The sequence below is a fragment of the Anaerostipes rhamnosivorans genome (genome assembly GCF_005280655.1).
In the GTDB taxonomy this organism is placed as follows: Bacteria; Bacillota; Clostridia; order Lachnospirales; family Lachnospiraceae; genus Anaerostipes; species Anaerostipes rhamnosivorans.
This window is the reverse complement of the sequence record NZ_CP040058.1, coordinates 1198056-1216971: the sequence shown is the minus strand read 5'-3', so window position 1 is coordinate 1216971 and position 18916 is coordinate 1198056. Positions and strand designations below refer to the sequence as shown.

Below are 18916 nucleotides of genomic sequence, written 5' to 3'. Positions count from 1 at the left end.
CCTATTTTTCGCTTCAGGTACCTCATCGGAGATACCGGAATGTTTCATAATTCTATTCGTACGATTTAATCAATGTTTCCGATGTCCTCTACAGATTCTCCTCTTGTCTCTACACCAAAGATCAGGACGCTGACAGCGATAATTGCCGCCACAATGGAGATTAATACGAAAACTCCGCCTGCTCCCACACTGTTTGCAACATAAGTTACAAGGAATGGGAAGAAGATATTGCTGACACGACCCATGGCATTACTAAATCCAGAACCAGACAGTTTTGCAGAAGTCGGCCACATTTCTGGTACATATACGGCAGATGCGTAACATACATACATGTAAATAGCAGTGTTTAACAGGAAAGTCCAAAGGATCAATCCATTCATTGTCGTCTGCTGTCCTGTGACAATTCCGAGAGCCGCCATCAATACAAGGAGCGCAACACCCATAACTCTTCGAGGGAACTTATCCATAATCAAAGATGCGATAAAGATTCCAAACGGCGCTCCGAACAGACCGAACATCGTCATAAACTGTGACTGTGAAGTATCATAGCCTAAAGAAGATAACATAGAAGGCATCCAGTTCATTAAGGTATACTGAATTGTATTCATACCGATTAATACCAGAGATCCTACGATCGTTCTTCTTAACAATTTTCCTTTGAACAATGCGGAATACGGAAGCTGTTTTACAGCCTTTGGCTCTTCAGTTACCTCTGGAAGAGGTTTTCCGGTTGCCGCCTCGATTTCTTTTTCAATGTTTGTTAAAATTTCATCTGCCTCATCCACTCTTCCCTGAGCTTCCAGCCATCTTGGTGATTCCGGGAATTTTGTGTAAATGAAGATACATGCAAGGATGGATAATACAGAAGGAATGATATACTGTACTCTCCAGTTCATATTCATGCTGATTCCTGTAGATACAATTAAAAGTGCGATACCATTACAAATCGGATGTGCCCAGTTTCCGATGAAGGAATTTCGGCTGGACCATGTACCGCGGTTTCTTCCAGGTACATACTCTGTGAAGCCTGCAAATAATACTACCAGCAGCGCTCCCAGTCCGAATCCCTGAATCAGACGGAATAAATACAATACGTATACATTTGGAGCAGCGGCTCCGCCGATCATTGCAACAATGTGAATTGCTTCATATAATAAAATACTCTTCTTACGACCGATCTTGTCACCGATCGGTCCGCCGATCAATGCTCCGAATAACTGACCAGCTGTGTAGGTCGTTCCCCACATTGCCAGAAGGCTGGACCCAGGCTCAAGCCAGTGAATCTCATTTAACAGGATATTTTGTACCGCTCCTCCAATACCGTTTGACCAGCATACCAATAATGCAAAGGCTGTGATCAGCCACATTTTTACATGCCAGCTTGAATTCGGCAGGCGGTCAAGCCTTGCTCCGATATTTGCACTTGTTCTCTTTGACATTTGTTTTCCCCTTCCTTGTATAAAACTAAGTCTATATAACATCTCTCAATTCGTTTTCCATGATGCTCCATGCTTCCTCAAAGTCATCTGCTTTGTTCCACAGAGCCGGAGGCCCTAAGACAACCATATCTGCCCCTGCTTCATACAGCGGACGGTATACATCACGGTTCATAGATCCATCTGCTTCAATCAGGAAATGAAGTCCTTTTTCCTCCCTTAAACAAACCAGTCTGCGAATCTTATCATAGGTCTGCTCAATGACCTTCTGCCCTGAAATTCCCGCGTCTACAATCATAATGGTAACCTTGTCAAGCAGCGGAAGGTAATATTCTATGGTTTCCAAAGGAACGGATGGATTTAATGCAATTCCCGCCTTGCACCCAAGTTCTTTAATCTTGTTGATTGTCACAAAGGCATCTCCCTCAATGCAGTCTGTGTGGGGCGTAATATAAGCTGCCCCTGCCTGCGCAAAAGTCTCCAGATACTGCTGCGGATGCTTAATCATCAAGTGGGCATCCATCGGTGTTGTCACCTTGTCTTTCAGCGCCGCTAAAAATTCCGGGGCCGATACCAAAACTCGGTACATAAACACCATCTTTGATATCCATATGTAAAAAATCTGATTTTTCATCAATGATACGGACCTGACGTTCCATATCAAACAGATCACAGCATCCCATGGAAGGTGCAATCATTAATTTTCTTTTCATCTGATTTTCCTCTTTATTTGGATTTTTTAGTCTTCGTAGTCATAATGGAAGATAACTTTTACTGCCTGTTTCTTCGCCATTAAATCAAAACCTTTTTCCCACTCTGACAATCCAAGACGATGTGTAATCATCGGTTTTACCTGAATCTGTCCGGATTCTAACAGTCTTAAGCAGTTTCTCCATGTGGTAGAGTCATATGCCATATGCCCGATGATGCTCTTATTCCATGATGTAATGTCATTGATAGAGAATTCCAGAGGTTTGAATCCCATACCTGCACGAACGATCTCAGCGTTTGGTCTTGTCATTTCAATCGCCTGTTTCAGTGCAATGTTTGCTCCTGAGCATTCGATCACCAGTCCTAAATTATCTCTTCCGCAGATCTCTGTACATCTTACCACAACATCTTCTTTAGATCCGTTTACACAGTGTGTTGCTCCGACTTCCATGGCAATCGGGAATCTTGTCTCCACATCTTCTTCCAGACCAACCATAACGATGTTTACCGCACCCATTAAACGCGCTGCCTGTACAGCAAATAATCCGATCGGACCTGTTCCGAATACAACCACATCCTGTCCCGGCATTAAGTGAGCCTGCTGTACTACTGCTTTATAAGAGTTGCAGATCGGGTCCATAACACATGCTTCTTCGTAGCTTACACTTTCAGGAATCTCCCAGATCGCATGTTTATGAATTCTTAAGATCTCTCCCGGAACTTTACAGTATTTTGAAAATCCGCCGCCCCATGTATTGTTGTCTAATCCTAAGTTTACTTTTTCTTCACAGCATAAGAAATCTCCCTGCTCACATGCCGGGCATACACCACAGACATGAGCGCTGTTATCAGACACTACTCTCTGTCCGACTTTCCAGTCTTTTACTTCAGATCCGACTTCTACGATTTCTCCTGCAAATTCATGTCCTCTTACTGACTGCTGCTGATCCGGTGTAATATTTGTGTCATCATATCCATTGTCAACGCCCCAGTGTTTCATATCAGCTCCACAGATGGCTGCCGCCTTGATTTCAATAATAATATCCTCTGGTCCACAGGTCGGCTCCGGATAATTTTCCATCATCTTGTAACCACCAAAAGCTGTTCCAAAACGTTTTAAAGCATGCATAATTTCTCTCCTTTTCTTCACCTATATCCTTGCTTTCCGCAAGTATTTCTTTGTTATATCTTTATTTTAGTACATCATTATCTTTTAATCAATCATATTTTGTTTGTTTCAAAAATTTTATTTCTATTTTACAGATTTTTGGCTTGTATTTCAAAAATTTCATCTGCCTTTTGTGCAGTTTTAACAAAATAAAAAATATCCTTCGCCTATTCAACTCCCCTTTCCATCATTCTTGAGGAGATAGGAGTTTCCTTTTGTTCCTTTTTCCTCCATAATAGACTTATGAATATCTTACAAAGATGGAGAACCATAATAAAACCTGGAGTAAAATTTTTAGATTGATTCATGGTAAAAAACATACGTGAAATCACACTTATGACAGAGGGAAAGAGACAATGAAGAAGCGAACGGTCTTTGAGAAAGTCATCTCGGAGATTTTCATCAACCTTTGGGCGTGACCTCAAATGGAATCCGCATATTCACTGCCTGATTTCCGAAGGCGGTTACAGTGACGATGGTTTTTGTCGCCATATAAAACACTTCAACTACACTTATCTACGTCATTCTTTTCGCACTGCCCTTCTTAATGAATTAGCCTGCAAATAAAAAGTCAATAGAAAAGAGAGAATATTTATTAAAGTTTTATGTAGTGTTTTTTGACATCACAAAAAGACCACCGCATTACGCTGGTCCATGGAATACCAAAATGGTTGTGATTATTCTGGATTACGTAAGACCGTTAAATACTCTTTTACACGGCCATAGTAGATACGCAAAAACTTATTAGCACCGGCAGTCATATAGACATAATAGGGCTTACCTTGGGCACGCTTCTTATCAAGGAACTGATAAACGGCATCATCTTGAGGCATGGATTTAAGAAGAATACTCATAACCTGAAATAATATCTTACGTAATGTTGCTGAGCCTCATTTTGAAGCATGAATACTTTTTTGATCATATGTTCCGGATTGATTCATACCGGGATCAACACCTGCGAAAGCAGTGATGGCACCTTTGTGGGTGAAGCGTGTTACATCTCCGATTTCAGCCATCAATTGAGGGCCTAGGGATTTGCCAACGCCTTTCTTTGCCATAACAACAGGATATTCGGGCAGTTTAGATGCAGTTTCATTCATCAGAGATCGGAGTTCTTCTACAGTCTTGGATACAATATTTAATTGTTCTATGGCCTGTTTGATAAGAAGTTTTGTCAAATCATTCTTTGGAAGTACAGGGATAAGCTCTTTGGCTGTTCCATAGATTTTTTCAGCTTTGGCTTTGCTGAAGTTATACTTCTTTCGTTTACACCATTTTTGATAATGGTCTAAAAAAGCATTTAAAGACATTTTGCGGACACAGTCCACGTGCCAGTATGTAGCAGCGAAATCAACCCATTTCTGACTACCGTCATTGCGGGCGATGCTATCAAAGTAGGTATTTGCACCTGTGTAGGTCTGATCCAGGATACCGATAAGGTTGTTTTTCATAGATGTTTTATGTTTTGTGTAGAAAGTGAATTGTCGGTTCATAGATTTTAACTGATTTCGTATTTTATCCATAAGACCATACTGTTTTAGATCAGTCCAACTGTCAAGAGCATAGCGAGCAATTTTTATAGCATCCGCTTTATCTGATTTAACTTTACGGAGAGAATTATCTCCGAAATCTTTAATGAGTTTTGGATTTATGTCACTTACAAAAAGATTTGCCTGAGAAAGCTCATGAGCCAATGGCTCGTAATAGCGACCAGTATGCTCCATAACGATGCGGGATTCACCGTCGATAGATTTAATCTGCTCAATCAAAGATTGGATGTTACCGGAAATGTGTTTGATTTCAAATGGCGGAGAAACAATCTCCCCATAAGGGCGAAGGATAGCGATAACACTTTTGCTTTTAGAAACATCAATACCTACTGCGTTCATAAAATAATTCTCCTTTGGATTAATACAATGGATCAATACCATTTCTCTCATTGCTTATTCAATCTACTGTGGTGTGACTCGAACGTACTGTAGGAAAGCAGATCAACCTGCATAAAACGAATACTGCGAATGAGGAGCCGGCTGACATTCTAATTTACGGACGCGAAGTCCAAGAATTTAGCCGCCAGACCCACTGCTCCATTCATTCTAACAGTTAAGCAACAAGATGGGTATAGACACGGCTGGTTGTCATGTACTATAACCATAAAACTATTGTAGTAGAATCTAAATTGAAAAGTAAAAGCAAAATGTTATTCCGATCATAAATACGGCTTCTCTGTTTATGCAAAACCTAACAAATGCGACCCCAAACATATGACTAAATAGATTGGACGCTATTTCGGACATCCTGTCATCTCCACTTCTCGCATTGATCAATATGACGGCGAGATGCGATATGGTGGTCTTTATGCAAGACACAAAAAGATCGATTCAAAACTTCAATGTCCTGATCGCGGACATACGATGTTGATTTTGGAACTTTATTATAATCACAACAGCGTATCCCTCGAAGAACTCTATGAGAAAGCAATGCCCAAATCTCTCGGAAAGCGTTCTTCTGCATAACGTCTGTCTGTGATATGATCCTCTAAAAGGAGGAGCTGTACAATGAAACCTGATATCGAGGAATTACCCAAAAGATACACCGATAATCCCCCGGAAGGACTGACATCTAAGGACATTCGCAATATGAGCGAGGATGAACTTCCGGATATGGATTATTTCTTAAACGAAGACGATTTATTTGCCGATGAGGCCGGTGTAAAAGGCTTTTGTATCTTCTAAACAATGTTGTCTTATTCTCATGCCTACCTTTGTACAGGCTTTTTTCATTCAGGAATTCGATAAAAATCGAACTTTCCTATAAAGATTAGGGTGTCAAAAGATCCATTAAAATTAACTTGATTTTTATTTGTACTTTGAAAATTTTACACGATTTGACTTTTTTAAGATCAGAAACAGATATGTACGGTTGCATTGAGAGAGATTCTTGTTTCACTTTTATGCCGCTTTTGTTTTTGGCGCATGTTTCCCTAAACTGTTTGCATCTGTCATTGTGTTCGTCGTAATATGTGCGAATCGGCTTTTTATGATTGGCACACTCCAGCAGTGTCTGACCGGTTTCATCAAAGATGAATCCGGCGAATACATCCGAAGGTTTATATCCTGTAAAATTTGTGGTCACAAGCCGGATGTTATGCTCTTTTGCTTTCGAAACATTTCGTTCGCCGTTGTATGCGCCATCCGCAACTAAGACCGCCGGTTCTTCGTAAACCGTTTGTGCTTCCAAATGATCTTTTAAAAACTGGTTATCACTGTATATGTTCTGTTCATATGCGTAATCCGTGACCAGGCTTCCAGTTTCACCAACACTCTCTGTTATATTTCCGACATAGCCCAAATGCTTTGCTCCTGCTTTTTTGCGGAAAGTAGCTTCGGGATCCGAAGGATTCAGCAGGACTTTGGATGGTTCTTCAACTTCTTCTTTTTTCGAAGTCTCCGAACACCATCATCCCCCAGAATCGTGCGCTCCTTCAGCAGACGAATCAAAAGCTGGTATTCACTTGTGTCATCAAAATCTCCAGTGCTGTCACAAATCCCAACTAGTATTTCGGCATCCTTCATGACCAGGACCGTCTTCTGTGTGGCATCCAGATCCTTCTGGTGATAGACAAAACGATTGCCGTCATCTTTTTCTGTGTAATGCTGCACAGTTTCCGGCAGTTTTGTATCCCGCGCTTTCATGATCTTTACAAGATTGGCTACACAGGTTTAAAAGAGTTCCAGCATTGCAAGATTTCGAATACTGGCTGCGATCATAAAACTGTCCATCCGCTGCATATTTGGCGTGATTCCCATGAATTCTGAGACTTCTTTCGCCAATTTTGTTACACACTCATGGACCAGATCGATTTCTGTTTCGGTTTCATAAGCAAGGCATCTGGCACGAAATCTGCTCAGAGTCCGGTCACTTAACGGCTGTTCTTGAAAACTTGTAGTGTGGAGTGCATACTGGTAGTGGATATCAAACATGAGTGCCTGAACCAGTTCCTCATCTGTATCACCGAGTGCTTCTTTTAGGATCAAAGCTCCCACAATGACATTTACAGGGGTGTTCGGACGTGAAGCCTTGTCACTATAAAGTACGGAAAAAATATTTTCATCAATCGCCGGAAACACATGGTCAGCGAAAGTTTTTGCCCATGATTGATCCAGAAAACGCTGTTCGTGTTCTGTCAGATGAAACAGATGGTCGGTCAGTATCATTTGCTGATTCTTGTTTGGAACAAAAGCCATAGAAACCACCTCCTCTTTTTGATAAGTCCATTATATCAAAAAGGAAGTAGAACTTGAATATCGTGTTAAGCTTTCAAGGTACAAAGTTATATCAAGGATCGATGACCTTTTGACACCCGAATCCTATAAAGAAAAAAATATCCTGCCGGCGTAAATCTCCTCCGGCAGGACATCGTTAAATGTAATTCTTAAACTTCAAAGATCAAATCTCCGTAGCTTGGCATTGGCCAGTCTTCTTTTGCCACAAGCATTTCCAGCTTATCTGCAGGTTCACGGACACTGTCCATGCACGCAAATACTACATCGTGATAATAGCAAGACTGCTCGGCTGCATCTTCCATGGACTGAGCTTTATCTGTCTCTGTTTCTAGCACACCGATGGCTGCATATAATTTTTTCAGATTTTCCGTAATATCATTTAAAAGAGATTCCTGTACCGTTGTGTCCAGTCCTGTCTGTTTTAAGACTGCCACAGAATCTGCCAGAGTCTTCTGATACTTCATAACTGCAGGAACGATCTGTTTCTTGGCGATATCCAGCGTCGCAAGCGCTTCAATGTTAATGGTCTGTGCATACTGCTCATAGAGGATCTCCACACGAGATTCCAACTCTGCCTTTGTGAATACACCGAATTTTTCAAACATTTTAACAGACTTATCCTGGATCAATGCAGGGATGGCCTCAACCATGGACTTGATGTTCGGAAGTCCTCTTCTCTCAGCCTCTTTGACCCATGCGTCAGAGTATCCATCCCCGTTGAAGATGACTCTCTGGTGGTCTGTGAGCATTCTTTTCGTAATCTCATGGGCTTCCATCATCACATCCTGAAGATCTCCGTCTACCTTCTCCAACTCATCGCAGACCTCTGCCAGTGCGTCTGCCACGATGGTATTTAGCACCACGTTCGGATCTGAGATGGACTGGGTGGATCCTACCATGCGGAATTCAAATTTGTTTCCGGTAAATGCAAACGGTGATGTACGGTTACGGTCTGTGGCATCTTTTTCAAAGTCAGGCAAAGTATGTACCCCGGATGCCAGTTTGTCTCCGTGCTTAGATCTTGTAGCCTCTCCTCTTGTCACCAGCTGTTTTACCACATCCTCAAGCTGTTCTCCCAAGAAGATGGAAATGATCGCTGGAGGTGCCTCGTTGGCTCCCAGGCGGTGGTCATTTCCAGGTGTGGAGGCTGCCATACGGAGCAGGTCTGCATGTTCATCCACTGCCTTGATGATCGCTGAAAGAATCAGAAGGAACTGCTGGTTGTCATGAGGTGTTTCTCCCGGCTCCAGAAGATTCTTTCCTGTATTGGTCACAAGAGACCAGTTGTTGTGCTTACCGGAGCCGTTGATACCCTTAAATGGTTTTTCATGGAGCAGGCACTTGAGTCCCTGACGTTCTGCCACACGGCGCATGGTCTCCATCAGAAGCTGGTTGTGGTCGGTAGCGATGTTGTTGGACGCATAGATCGGTGCCAGTTCGTGCTGTGCAGGAGCTACTTCGTTGTGCTGGGTCTTTGCGGTGATTCCCAGCTTCCAGCTCTCTTCATTGAGCTCCTTCATGAACTTTCCGATTCTCTCACGGATAATACCAAAATAGTGGTCATCCATTTCCTGTCCCTTCGGCGGCATCGCCCCGAACAGTGTACGGCCTGTAAAGATCAAGTCTTTTCTCTGTAAATATTTTTCTTTATCTACAAGAAAATACTCCTGTTCCGGTCCTACGGATGTATTGACATTTTTGACATTTTTCTTTCCTAACAGATGGAGCAGTCTTGTCGCCTGGATATCCAGGGCCTGCATGGACCTAAGAAGCGGTGTCTTCTTATCCAATGCCTCTCCTGTATAAGAACAAAAAGCGGTCGGGATACAGAGGATGGTAGAATCCGGTGTCTCTTTGATAAATGCCGGTGAGGTACAATCCCATGCGGTATATCCTCTTGCCTCGAAAGTCGCTCTCAAGCCTCCTGACGGGAAGGAGGATGCATCCGGCTCTCCTTTGATCAGTTCTTTCCCGGAGAACTCAAGAAGCACTTTTCCGTCTTCTGTCGGAGTGATAAAAGCATCATGCTTTTCCGCTGTCACACCGGTCATAGGCTGGAACCAGTGGGTAAAATGGGTCGCACCTTTTTCAAGGGCCCACTCCTTCATCTCGTTGGCAACAACATCTGCGATTTCAGGATTTAGATCTGTTCCTTCTTCGATGGTCTTCTTCAGGTCTTTGTACACTGCCTTTGGAAGCCTCTCCCGCATAACGCAGTCGTTAAACACGTTACATCCGAACATTTCTGAAACACTTCTTTTTTCGCTCATAAGATATTTCTCCCTTTCCTGATATGGACTTCAAATTATACCCACAGGGCACACCGTATTTTATGCCCTTTCAGGGCTTGGCGCGCTCCGCGCGATAAGGTATACGAATGTGCATTCTGCACAGAACGTTCTACACTAGATAAAACCTGCGGTATATAAAAAAATAGACGCCAAACAATCCTCGAATCGTTTGACGCCTTTGTCATTACTCCGCTAGGTATAAGATACAATGATTCTTTTGAAAAATCAAGTATTTTTTTGTATTTTGTCAAATACAAAGCCGCCAGCTATTGTGTTATCTGATAAATGCCGCTCTCGTCTTCCTCGTAAGTGATCTTGATCTTGTCCCCGGCACTCCACTTGATCGCTTTCTCATTTTTAGAAAACTCTTCTTTATAAATATTCCCGTCCTTATCTGTAATATAGACATAGGTATTCCCTTCGATCGGGATGAAATCAATCTTCTTAACCGTGATCTCTTTTGTCGTCACAGACTCTGCGGCTGCGGCTTCTTTGGCAGAAATAATGCCCTGCTCTTTTAAAAGCCTCTTATATTCCTTCTGGACCCCGTTCTGAGTCGTGGAGGTGGCAACGATATTGTACTTTCGTACATTGACCATGGCAAACATCTTCACCAGTCCGCCCTTATCTTTCAGTATCATGACATAGGTTGGCTCTCCGTTTACATTGATCAGCGCAGGGAACGCTGCGGAATATCTAAGGTTCTGCACCTGCCCCTCAGCCGCCTTCATAGCTGACTGCTCATTGGCACCAGAAACCGCGTAATACTTAGACTCGGCCGTTCTCATATTCATGAGTACAAACGCGATATTGGACTGGTCGCCGTTTACCGAAGTGACGCCTGTGTAAGCCCAGATATCACCGTCAATGGATCGATAGCCGTAATCGTCTGTGGCAATCTTACATCCCTTTTTCCCGAATACACTGTTAATATATCCGTTTGACAGCAGTCCTTTCCAGTTATATTTCTGGAGGAGCAGCTTTCCATCATGCACGTGGTCCACCCATCTCGGAATATCCTTGGCATCATAATAGGTGCTTTTTCCGGTAACCGGGTCGCTGATGACTGCACCCTTTACATCCTTGGCACCGAACAATCCCGCGTTTGACTTCAACACCGGCCAGATATAATATGGATTTCCTTGATTGTCGATCTCAAAGTAGTATCCCTGGAAAATCGCAGTAGGATACTGGAATCTCAGATGTCTCTGAAGATTCCTTGAAAAATAAGCGGAAGGCGAATACTTCATAGGCTTTTTGAGCTTCACGTATTTTGCCTCGTTACTGATCGGATCTACCTGGACATAACCCGGGATCCCCGCCTTGCGGTTGTTAATGTACCGTATGAAGCTGGCATAGTTAAGCGGCGCCACCTTCATCGGCTGACCGTTGTAATCAATCTGTGTATAGTCATCGCTGACTTCATACTGGCTCACCACATCGGACAGAGAACCGATGGCACGGTCACCGATAATCCTTGCACCTTCTGTGTCCATCAGGGCAATATCCGTGATCGTTTCCGTCTCTTTCATATCGTTCTCAAACTTCTTATTCTCTACCTTCAGTCTGCTGGCATACTTCTTGGAGGACACCAACTGGCTTGAGAGGATCATTCCCACCACAAATATGAGAATGACGACAACAAGCAGAGTAGAAAACAGCGTAAATACCTTGGACTTCTGACCCAGCCCTTTTACTGCCGCCCACGCCGTCAGCACTCCCAACACAGCGATCAACGCCATCCAGATACCAGTCTCCTGAAAGTTAAGCGCAGGAAGTGCAACGTAAAAATACAGTCCGGCTAAAATAAGTACAGCCAGCACTCCCATGACAATTGTTTTCTTTTTCATCTTTCCGAATTTAAAATTCTTGACCCGATTCAAATCATTCATATCAAACCGAAATACCATCTAAGTCACCTTCTAATCTTGTATTTCACAGTGTTTCTGCGATACCTAGATGTTATCATATTTCACATTAAATTGGTATAAGAATTTATTTTCTGCGCTGTTTGCCCTCCGGGTCAATATAGAAGTTTTTTGTTAAGATCATCTGGGAAACCGGGACAAAACGGTATCCCTCAGACTTCAAACGCTGGATAATAACAGGCAGCGCCTGCTTGGTATAAACCGTACCGGTGTGCATCAGGATGATCGCTCCGTTTTCCATTTTTTTATTATCACATACCCGCTTTATGATATCCTGCTTTGAGATATCTTTCCAATCCAGGCTGTCCACAGACCACTGGATCACTTCATAATTCAGTTCTCTGGCCGTCTTCACCACAGTCTCGTCATAATCCCCATAAGGCGGCCTGAAAAGCACCATCTGTTCCCCTGTGACAGCCTGGACCTTACTGTGTGCCCCCAGGATCTCTTTTTTCTGCTCATCGGAAGACAGCTTGGTCATATATTTGTGGTTATCTCCATGGTTCCCGATGTCATGGCCTGCTTTGGCAATCTTTTTTACGTCTCCCGGAAAACGCTGCACCCAGTCACCGGAGAAGAAAAAAGAAGCCTTTACATTTTCTTTTTTCAGCAGCTTTAAGATCTGGTCTATATCCTCATTTCCCCATGCCGTGTCAAAGGTCAGACTGATTTCCTTTTTCTTCGTATCCACACAGTAAATAGGCAATTCCTTGTTGTCTGAAGGATTTAAGATCCTCACATTTTGATTCCAGACAGAAAGGGCCGCATTGCCTCCACCGAGCAATGACAGCCCTAAAACTATGATACATATAAAACCTGTGATCAGTTTTTTCTTGTTCAATCTGTCCATCCCCTGTTCATCTTCTATGTACTAATTATATGGGAAGAAAGATTGTCTCATGAGTTTTTCTCCATTATCTCCAGTCGACTCTGGAAAGGCCTCCTTCCGACAATGGAGAAAAACTACCGTAGTCTACTGCTTTCTATCTTTCCGTCTAATCCCTCCTGAAATCATTTAGAAAATGTCATTTCAGGCCATCGGGATATCTTCCATTTGATTTGTTATGTAATTATAGTACGAAATCTGCACACTGCATGGTCCCACTGCCGTTGCCGGCTGGAACAGTCCCGGATCATTCCGGCTGCTATACAACATAGCGTTTTCTCCAATGACTGTCATATAGAAGAAAAGTGCATTCTCCGTGTTCTCCAATCCATCTGCCTCTCCCAATGTGTACGTCAACAGATTGCTCACAGCAATACAATCCTGTTCATTGGTTATGACAAATCTTTGACTAGCTCTGTCATAATTACATGCAGACGCATCAAACGCATCCTGAAGGGAACGGTTCCACACGGAGTATCCATAGTCCAGATTTGTCTTTTCATTATAAAGAAGATCTAAAATATGATTCACATAGTATGTACAATGGTGCATATGCGTCTCGATCACCCATTCTGCGGCCTGCTGAGTCTGATCCAGCAATTCCATACTATACATCAGCCCTCTCAGATGGGGACGGTAATCATTCAACAGACTTCCTGTATCCGACTTGATACCGTTCACAACAAAATTCTGAATTTCTTCCTCCTTCATCTTCATGCGCTTAGTACTAATGATCATTCCTATGATAAATCTGAGCGTCATCGCCCGGGTTTCACTGCGTTCATGGTCAGAAGACCGGATATAAAAATTATAAAAATTCATGGCATTGACCAGACCTTGCGCCATACAGTGAAAGCTGATGCCATGGCAGAGATCATTTGCATCTCTGTGTGGAAATGAATTCATCACATCTTTGGTAAAGTCACATTTCCTTCCATTTAGATAAAATCCTATCTCTTGCCTGTAGTCGATACTGTCCATAGAAATACCTCCTTTAATTGAATGATTTTCCAGTATTTATATTATCTCACTTTTTCTGTTTTACTGTCAACTTTCTTCCCTTGTTCTTGACAGTTTTTCCGCGGAAAGGTATCCTGATAAGGATGGTGAAAATCCAAAACTATGATTAAAGAAAGGATGTGAGAGAATGGATTCGCCCCGAAGTCAATACGACATGAATGAAAAATCCAAACCTCCTGCCTTTTGTTTCTTAGATACAGGGAAGGGATTTTCGTTCATGTTTTAATCTTCAAAACTTCAGAAAAGGAGAAAGAAACATGAGAGACCAGAATATCAGAGCTTTGCTCACAGGGCGGGAGTATCCTGCCTTAAAAGTTGTGCTCAATTCTATGAACAACGTAGACTTAGCATCTTTATTAGAAAACTTTACAGAAAAAGAATACACTATTTTATTCCGCCTGATACAAAAAGAAAAAGCAGCGGAAGTCTTTACTGAAATGTCTTCTCACATGCAGGAGACATTGATCAATGCTTTTACCCGGACAGAGATCAAAGAACTGTTTGATGATATGTATATGGATGACACGGTAGATATCATTGAGGAGATGCCTGCCAATGTAGTGGAACAGATTCTGGATGTAACAGACAAGGAGACCCGCCAGACCATCAACCGGCTTTTAAAATATCCGGAGGACAGTGCCGGAAGCATTATGACGGTGGAATACATTGACCTGAAAAAGGACATGACCGTGGAACAGGCGCTGAAAAAGATCAAGCGGGTGGGAATTGACCAGGAGACCATTTATACCTGTTATGTGATCGAACAAAAGAAACTTCTTGGCATCGTGACTGCCAAAAGTCTTCTACTCAATGAGGAACATGTACTGATTCAGGATATCATGGAGACCAACCTGATCTATGTAAACACCCATGAGGATAAAGAAAATGTCAGCAAACTGTTCCATAAATATGGATTACTGGCCATTCCCGTAGTAGACTGTGAACACTGTATGGTGGGCATCGTGACCTTTGACGATGCGATGGAAGTATGGCAGGACGAAGTGGAAGAAGACATGTCCATCATGGCCGCTATGCAGCCCAATGAGGATTCCTATTTTGGTACCTCTGTCCTAAGCCATGCCAGGCACAGGATTCTATGGCTCCTAGTGCTCATGCTGTCCGCCACCATCACCGGGGCTATCATCACCAAGTATGAAGATGCGTTCCAGACACTTCCCCTGCTGGTATCCTTTATCCCCATGCTGATGGACACCGGAGGCAACTGCGGTTCTCAAAGTTCCACCCTGATCATCCGTGGAATCGCCGTGGATGAAATCCGTTTCCACGATTTCTTCAAGGTCGTATTTAAGGAATTCCGGGTGGCTATCTTAGTCGGTTTTGTGCTGGCTGCAGTCAATGGGCTGCGCATTATGCTCATGTACCACAGCTTAAGGATGGCTGTACTCATCGGCCTTTCCCTGATCGCTACGATCATCCTGGCCAAGATCGTGGGCTGCTGTCTGCCCCTGCTGGCAAAAAAGATCGGGCTGGACCCGGCCATTATGGCGGCGCCGCTTATCACGACGCTGGTGGACACCTGCTCCATCCTGATTTACTTTAATATTGCAACTCATCTATTTTCATTATAAAGGAACAACGTTGTCAAATAGTTTGCTCACGCATTGATGCACACAGTGCCGCAGGGCTTTTAGGTTCCATAGGGAGGTTCGTAGAACTTTCCTATGGGACAAAAAACAGCCATCAGTTCCGATTCTCCTTCTCTTCTGCTTTTTTATATTTTTGTTTTAAAGAGAAACTTAAAACAAGTATTTATCTCTTTATAACTTTTTATATGTCCGTAAAGCCTTATTCTATCGGCTTTACGGGCATTTTTACTATCGGTAGATACTTCACATTTCTTTTCATAAATTCTCATATTTTGCCTTTGGAAAGTGGTAAATAAGTTGTAAATTCCCTAAGCTATCATACTTATCATTTCAGCCTTTGCACCGTCCAGTGACGCATGGGGATACAGATTCAGCGTGATATTGATATTGGAATGACCCATGATGTACTGTAAGCTCTTAGGATTCAAGTTTCCCTTTCGGTACGGTGTCCGTAGCAGTAAGTTTCCATAAGTACACCGATTGCGGTACTCCAAAGGTATCTATATATTTGTATAACTATCTTTCGTCTGTTCTCTGACTCTCTCCGGTCTTTAAAATGCGGCCTTTGTTATCTCTTCTCTTTTCTGACATGCTATCATGCTCCTTTCCGCATGGGAAAGAGCCTGCCTGCATTTCTATTTTCTTCCACCAGTTTCCGCATTTTGTTTTCTCCAATGAGGAAGTAGCGTGACGCTTCTTCTATGGTCAGCGTGTAACGCTCCTATACTGGAATATCCCTGTTGCTTTTTTCTATAAGAACCACCTAATCTTTCTTTATATCATACTGCACATGGGAATATCAATTCTTCATGATCTATCCGCTGTAAATGACCTGTCAGCTTGTTGCCGAGCGCAGAACTGAATCTGACCTGTTTCAGCTTATCTTCCATCCGTTCTAAATCGTCCAACGCCTTGTTGAACTCTAATAAATGAAACGCCTTGACTGCAGATAATACGCCATCCTCTTTGAGCCAGCGCTGGGTTTCCAATAGGGTGTTGTACGGTGTTTCCATATGGAGCTTCAAAGGTTCTACAGCCCCCAAGAAGCGTTTCCAGAAATAAACGAATCCGCATTTGAAGATAAGTAAAAAGAAATTTTTAATATGACTATGATACCATTGCCAGTGTTACATAATAGCTGTATAATATCTCTATAAATTTGAAGTTGAGAAGGGGACAAATAAAATGATTGTGATAATAATTCTTACAGTGGTATTTGCAATAATGGGAATAGTGTTTGCGTTTGGTAAAGGTGGCTATCTTATCGCTGGATATAATACTGCGAGTAATGAAGATAAAGCAAAGTACGATGAAAAAAGATTGAACAGGTGTTTTTCCGTGTTTTGTTTTGGGGTGGCAATAGTGATTGGAATAACGGGATATATTGACACAGAAGCATTTGCTGTTCGTGTAGGATTACCATGTATTCTTATATTATTGCTATTAGTTTTTGTCGCTTCTGGTACATATTGTAGAAGAAATAAACAATAGACAACTTTCAGTTTGTCAGCTAAATATGCAATGTACCACAGCGGTTAGTCTATATGATTGACCGCTTTTCCCAAATAAAAAGACACCAATAAGGTGTCTAATTTGTGTAGTCATATCAAAGTTCTTTCGTAAGTGGTAAATTAGTAGTAAACTAGGCTCTAAAACTCTACATCATTGCTTATAACCCTAGTGTTTAGGCGATAATCAGCGTATCTGTTTTACATTTAAGTTAATCTCAAACAGGACAAGAAGGATACAAATCAGGGTAGCTGCGAAACCTACTTTTGAATCATCTTAAAAAAAGTTAAACAGACTAGATATATCACAGTTTGATTCCGCCTTTAACACTGAAAAAGGGCTGTTACAAAATGTAAGATTTCAACAAGCTCTGATAACCTGTATGAAACATTTCATTTTATAACAGCCTTTCCATCCGCCGCTTATGCTCTGATCGCCTTCATAAAATACTTGTTAAATAACTCCAGCTGATCGTACACAATACCGTGTCCGCTGTCATCCAGCTGTATCAGCTTGGAATCACAGATACTTTCCTGCTGGATCCTTACCAGATCATTTGACACCACAACGTCCTTTTTACCGTGGATAATCCAAGTAGGCACATGAACAGTCTTCAGATCTTCTCTTCCGTCTTCGTCTCTCAAAGAAACTGCCGCTTGAATGGTTCCCAAACCCGATGCGGAGAGAGCGATTTGCTCAAACCAGTTTATGGCAGGATCTGACTGGGGACTTGCAAACAGCTGTTCATGGCTGAAATTATAGCACAGCTGCGGCCGGTCAGTCTCTGCCAGTTCGATTAGCTCGTTGACATATTCTCTGGTCAGCCCATATGGGAAGTCTTTTCTTTTTGTCCAGGACGGTGCCGCCGCTGCCAAGAGAATGAGCTTTTTCACGCCAAAGCTTTTGAATCTTCTCATATAACGAAGGACGATCGCGCCGCCCATGGAGAATCCCACCAGCGTAAAATTCTTTAATTTCAGCCTTCTGACCACCTGGAAAATATCCTGTGACATTTGATCATAGGAGTAGCCAAAGCAGGGAGTATCCGAGTTTCCAAACCCTCTCAGATCCAGAGTTACGACCCGGTAGCCGCATTGGCATAAAAGTTCGATCTGATATTCATACATCAGGTGGGACAAGGGCCATCCGTGGATCAAAACAACAGTTTCCTCACCAAATGGATTATAATCGTAAACTGATATTTTTATTCCGTCCGTTGATCTCACATAAAACAAATCATATCCTCCTTATTTTTTAATGACCAGAGTGTCATATCCTCTTCGCTTCAATTCATTTTCAAGTTGTACTGCTTCATCTAATGTCTTAAATTCTCCCAGCTGTACGGCATAAAAGGGCTCCTGGTACACAATCTCCCCGTCAAATCCCTGGGACAGAGCTTCATTTAACGCATACTGTGCGTTGGAAAGGTTCCGGAACAGTCCGATCTGTACCCGATAGGTGCTGGCAAGCTCCTGCTGCCCTGATCCGATCGTATCAACGATCCCGTCGGCGATGGCATTCGCAATGTCATTGAACCTTGAATCAAACAGTTCATTATCCTTTTCTGTGTTGATGAAACCAACTTCGATCAAAATCGCAGGGATATTCGTCCTTCTGAGCACCGCAAGTCCGGGGCGTTCTTTCACTCCCAAATCATTAAATCCCACCTCACTCAGTCTTCGGTTTACATTCCTGGCCATCTCTGCCTTGATCCCGCTGTCATTGTACACCAACGTCTCCACACCGCTATAAGTATTTGGAAGGGGACTGGAGTTCCTGTGGATAGACACAAAAAAATCCGCTCCGCTCTCATTTCCAATCCTGGCTTTTTCCGTCGGGGACTGATAGATATCGGTCTGCCTGGTATACTGGACCGGAACTCCTCTTTCTCTCAAAGCCTCCCCTACTGCCAGGGTAAGCCTCAATGTATCATCTTTTTCTCTTCTTCCATTAAACTGGGCACCATTGTCAAATCCGCCGTGCCCAGCATCTAAAATTACGCCTGCCATAAAATTCCTCTAATCAACTTCCTTTTGCTAATATATGCAGGCAGTTAAAAAAAGTGTCCTAAAAA

The 18916-nt window shown here is 42.7% G+C and carries 17 protein-coding genes and 6 pseudogenes; 5 read left to right on the top strand and 18 right to left on the bottom strand.

The window, feature by feature from the left end; genetic code table 11:
* Positions 1-65 precede the first annotated feature (65 nt).
* From AR1Y2_RS05985 to AR1Y2_RS18435, 5 genes and pseudogenes are all read right to left on the bottom strand, one after another.
* Complete coding sequence (locus AR1Y2_RS05985; RefSeq protein WP_137328157.1) at positions 66-1439, bottom strand: MFS transporter; 1374 nt, start codon at positions 1437-1439, stop codon at positions 66-68.
* Between the two features lie 31 nt (positions 1440-1470).
* Positions 1471-2025: a beta/alpha barrel domain-containing protein gene (locus AR1Y2_RS05980; RefSeq protein WP_282432138.1), complete on the bottom strand. Its 555-nt coding sequence runs from the start codon at positions 2023-2025 to the stop codon at positions 1471-1473.
* On the bottom strand, positions 1937-2149 hold the full coding sequence (locus AR1Y2_RS18165; RefSeq protein WP_282432137.1) for a beta/alpha barrel domain-containing protein: 213 nt from the start codon (positions 2147-2149) through the stop codon (positions 1937-1939). Before AR1Y2_RS18165 ends, AR1Y2_RS05980 begins: the two co-directional genes overlap by 89 nt.
* A 26-nt stretch (positions 2150-2175) precedes the next feature.
* Positions 2176-3276, bottom strand: coding sequence for a zinc-binding dehydrogenase (locus tag AR1Y2_RS05975; RefSeq protein WP_137328156.1), 1101 nt, complete (start codon positions 3274-3276; stop codon positions 2176-2178).
* 299 nt (positions 3277-3575) lie between these two features.
* Positions 3576-3722 (bottom strand): annotated as a pseudogene (locus AR1Y2_RS18435) (IS91 family transposase); the annotation flags it as partial.
* On the opposite strand from AR1Y2_RS18435, the pseudogene AR1Y2_RS18315 reads away from it, so the two are divergent.
* A pseudogene (locus AR1Y2_RS18315) lies at positions 3721-3870 on the top strand (transposase); the annotation flags it as partial. The pseudogenes AR1Y2_RS18435 and AR1Y2_RS18315 overlap by 2 nt on opposite strands.
* 122 nt (positions 3871-3992) lie before the next feature.
* Here the strand turns inward: AR1Y2_RS18315 and AR1Y2_RS05965 are convergent.
* Positions 3993-5204: pseudogene (locus AR1Y2_RS05965) on the bottom strand (IS110 family RNA-guided transposase).
* A 294-nt stretch (positions 5205-5498) separates the two neighbouring features.
* On the opposite strand from AR1Y2_RS05965, the pseudogene AR1Y2_RS18430 reads away from it, so the two are divergent.
* Positions 5499-5831, top strand: a pseudogene (locus AR1Y2_RS18430) (IS91 family transposase); the annotation flags it as partial.
* A gap of 42 nt (positions 5832-5873) precedes the next feature.
* Positions 5874-6050 carry a hypothetical protein gene (locus tag AR1Y2_RS17725; RefSeq protein WP_175403595.1) on the top strand — a complete coding sequence of 59 codons (177 nt, stop codon included), beginning with the start codon at positions 5874-5876 and terminating at the stop codon, positions 6048-6050.
* Between the two features lie 85 nt (positions 6051-6135).
* Here the strand turns inward: AR1Y2_RS17725 and AR1Y2_RS05960 are convergent, their stop codons facing one another.
* The 7 genes from AR1Y2_RS05960 to AR1Y2_RS05930 all read right to left on the bottom strand — a co-directional run bounded on the left by AR1Y2_RS05960 (position 6136) and on the right by AR1Y2_RS05930 (position 13687).
* The gene (locus AR1Y2_RS05960) at positions 6136-6666 is read right to left on the bottom strand and encodes a hypothetical protein (protein ID WP_137328155.1); all 531 of its coding nucleotides are present in this window, start codon (positions 6664-6666) and stop codon (positions 6136-6138) included.
* Positions 6667-6716: 50 nt separating this feature from the next.
* Entirely contained in the window at positions 6717-7010 is a 294-nt protein-coding gene (locus AR1Y2_RS05955) for a hypothetical protein (protein ID WP_137328154.1), read from the bottom strand.
* 27 nt (positions 7011-7037) lie between these two features.
* Positions 7038-7562, bottom strand: a complete 525-nt coding sequence (locus AR1Y2_RS05950; RefSeq protein ID WP_243118873.1) for a transposase — start codon at positions 7560-7562, stop codon at positions 7038-7040.
* Between the two features lie 188 nt (positions 7563-7750).
* Positions 7751-9871 (bottom strand): glutamine synthetase III family protein, encoded by a 2121-nt coding sequence (locus AR1Y2_RS05945; protein WP_137328153.1) that lies wholly within the window; start codon positions 9869-9871, stop codon positions 7751-7753.
* A gap of 287 nt (positions 9872-10158) precedes the next feature.
* A complete protein-coding gene (locus tag AR1Y2_RS05940) occupies positions 10159-11802 on the bottom strand; it encodes a hypothetical protein (protein ID WP_137328152.1) in 1644 nt (547 codons plus the stop codon).
* A gap of 85 nt (positions 11803-11887) precedes the next feature.
* The gene (locus AR1Y2_RS05935; protein WP_137328151.1) at positions 11888-12670 is read right to left on the bottom strand and encodes a polysaccharide deacetylase family protein; all 783 of its coding nucleotides are present in this window, start codon (positions 12668-12670) and stop codon (positions 11888-11890) included.
* A gap of 180 nt (positions 12671-12850) precedes the next feature.
* A complete protein-coding gene (locus AR1Y2_RS05930) occupies positions 12851-13687 on the bottom strand; it encodes a hypothetical protein (RefSeq protein ID WP_137328150.1) in 837 nt (278 codons plus the stop codon).
* Between the two features lie 296 nt (positions 13688-13983).
* Between AR1Y2_RS05930 and mgtE the strand changes: the two genes are divergently transcribed.
* Entirely contained in the window at positions 13984-15315 is a 1332-nt protein-coding gene (mgtE, locus tag AR1Y2_RS05925) for a magnesium transporter (protein WP_137328149.1), read from the top strand.
* A 441-nt stretch (positions 15316-15756) separates the two neighbouring features.
* On the opposite strand, the pseudogene AR1Y2_RS05915 reads toward mgtE, so the two are convergent.
* The 3 genes and pseudogenes from AR1Y2_RS05915 to AR1Y2_RS05905 form a co-directional block, all read right to left on the bottom strand.
* Positions 15757-15924 (bottom strand): annotated as a pseudogene (locus tag AR1Y2_RS05915) (integrase DNA-binding domain-containing protein); the annotation flags it as partial.
* Between the two features lie 34 nt (positions 15925-15958).
* Positions 15959-16042 (bottom strand): annotated as a pseudogene (locus tag AR1Y2_RS18000) (excisionase); the annotation flags it as partial.
* Positions 16043-16112: 70 nt separating this feature from the next.
* Entirely contained in the window at positions 16113-16346 is a 234-nt protein-coding gene (locus AR1Y2_RS05905; protein ID WP_137328148.1) for a hypothetical protein, read from the bottom strand.
* A gap of 172 nt (positions 16347-16518) precedes the next feature.
* On the opposite strand from AR1Y2_RS05905, the gene AR1Y2_RS05900 reads away from it, so the two are divergent.
* A complete protein-coding gene (locus AR1Y2_RS05900; protein ID WP_175403594.1) occupies positions 16519-16824 on the top strand; it encodes a DUF3784 domain-containing protein in 306 nt (101 codons plus the stop codon).
* A 440-nt stretch (positions 16825-17264) separates the two neighbouring features.
* Here AR1Y2_RS05900 and AR1Y2_RS05895 read toward each other — a convergent pair whose 3' ends face one another.
* Together AR1Y2_RS05895 and AR1Y2_RS05890 are read right to left on the bottom strand one after the other, a co-directional pair.
* A complete protein-coding gene (locus AR1Y2_RS05895) occupies positions 17265-18068 on the bottom strand; it encodes an alpha/beta fold hydrolase (protein WP_137330209.1) in 804 nt (267 codons plus the stop codon).
* A gap of 21 nt (positions 18069-18089) precedes the next feature.
* Positions 18090-18851, bottom strand: coding sequence for an N-acetylmuramoyl-L-alanine amidase (locus AR1Y2_RS05890; protein WP_137328147.1), 762 nt, complete (start codon positions 18849-18851; stop codon positions 18090-18092).
* Positions 18852-18916: the final 65 nt, after the last annotated feature.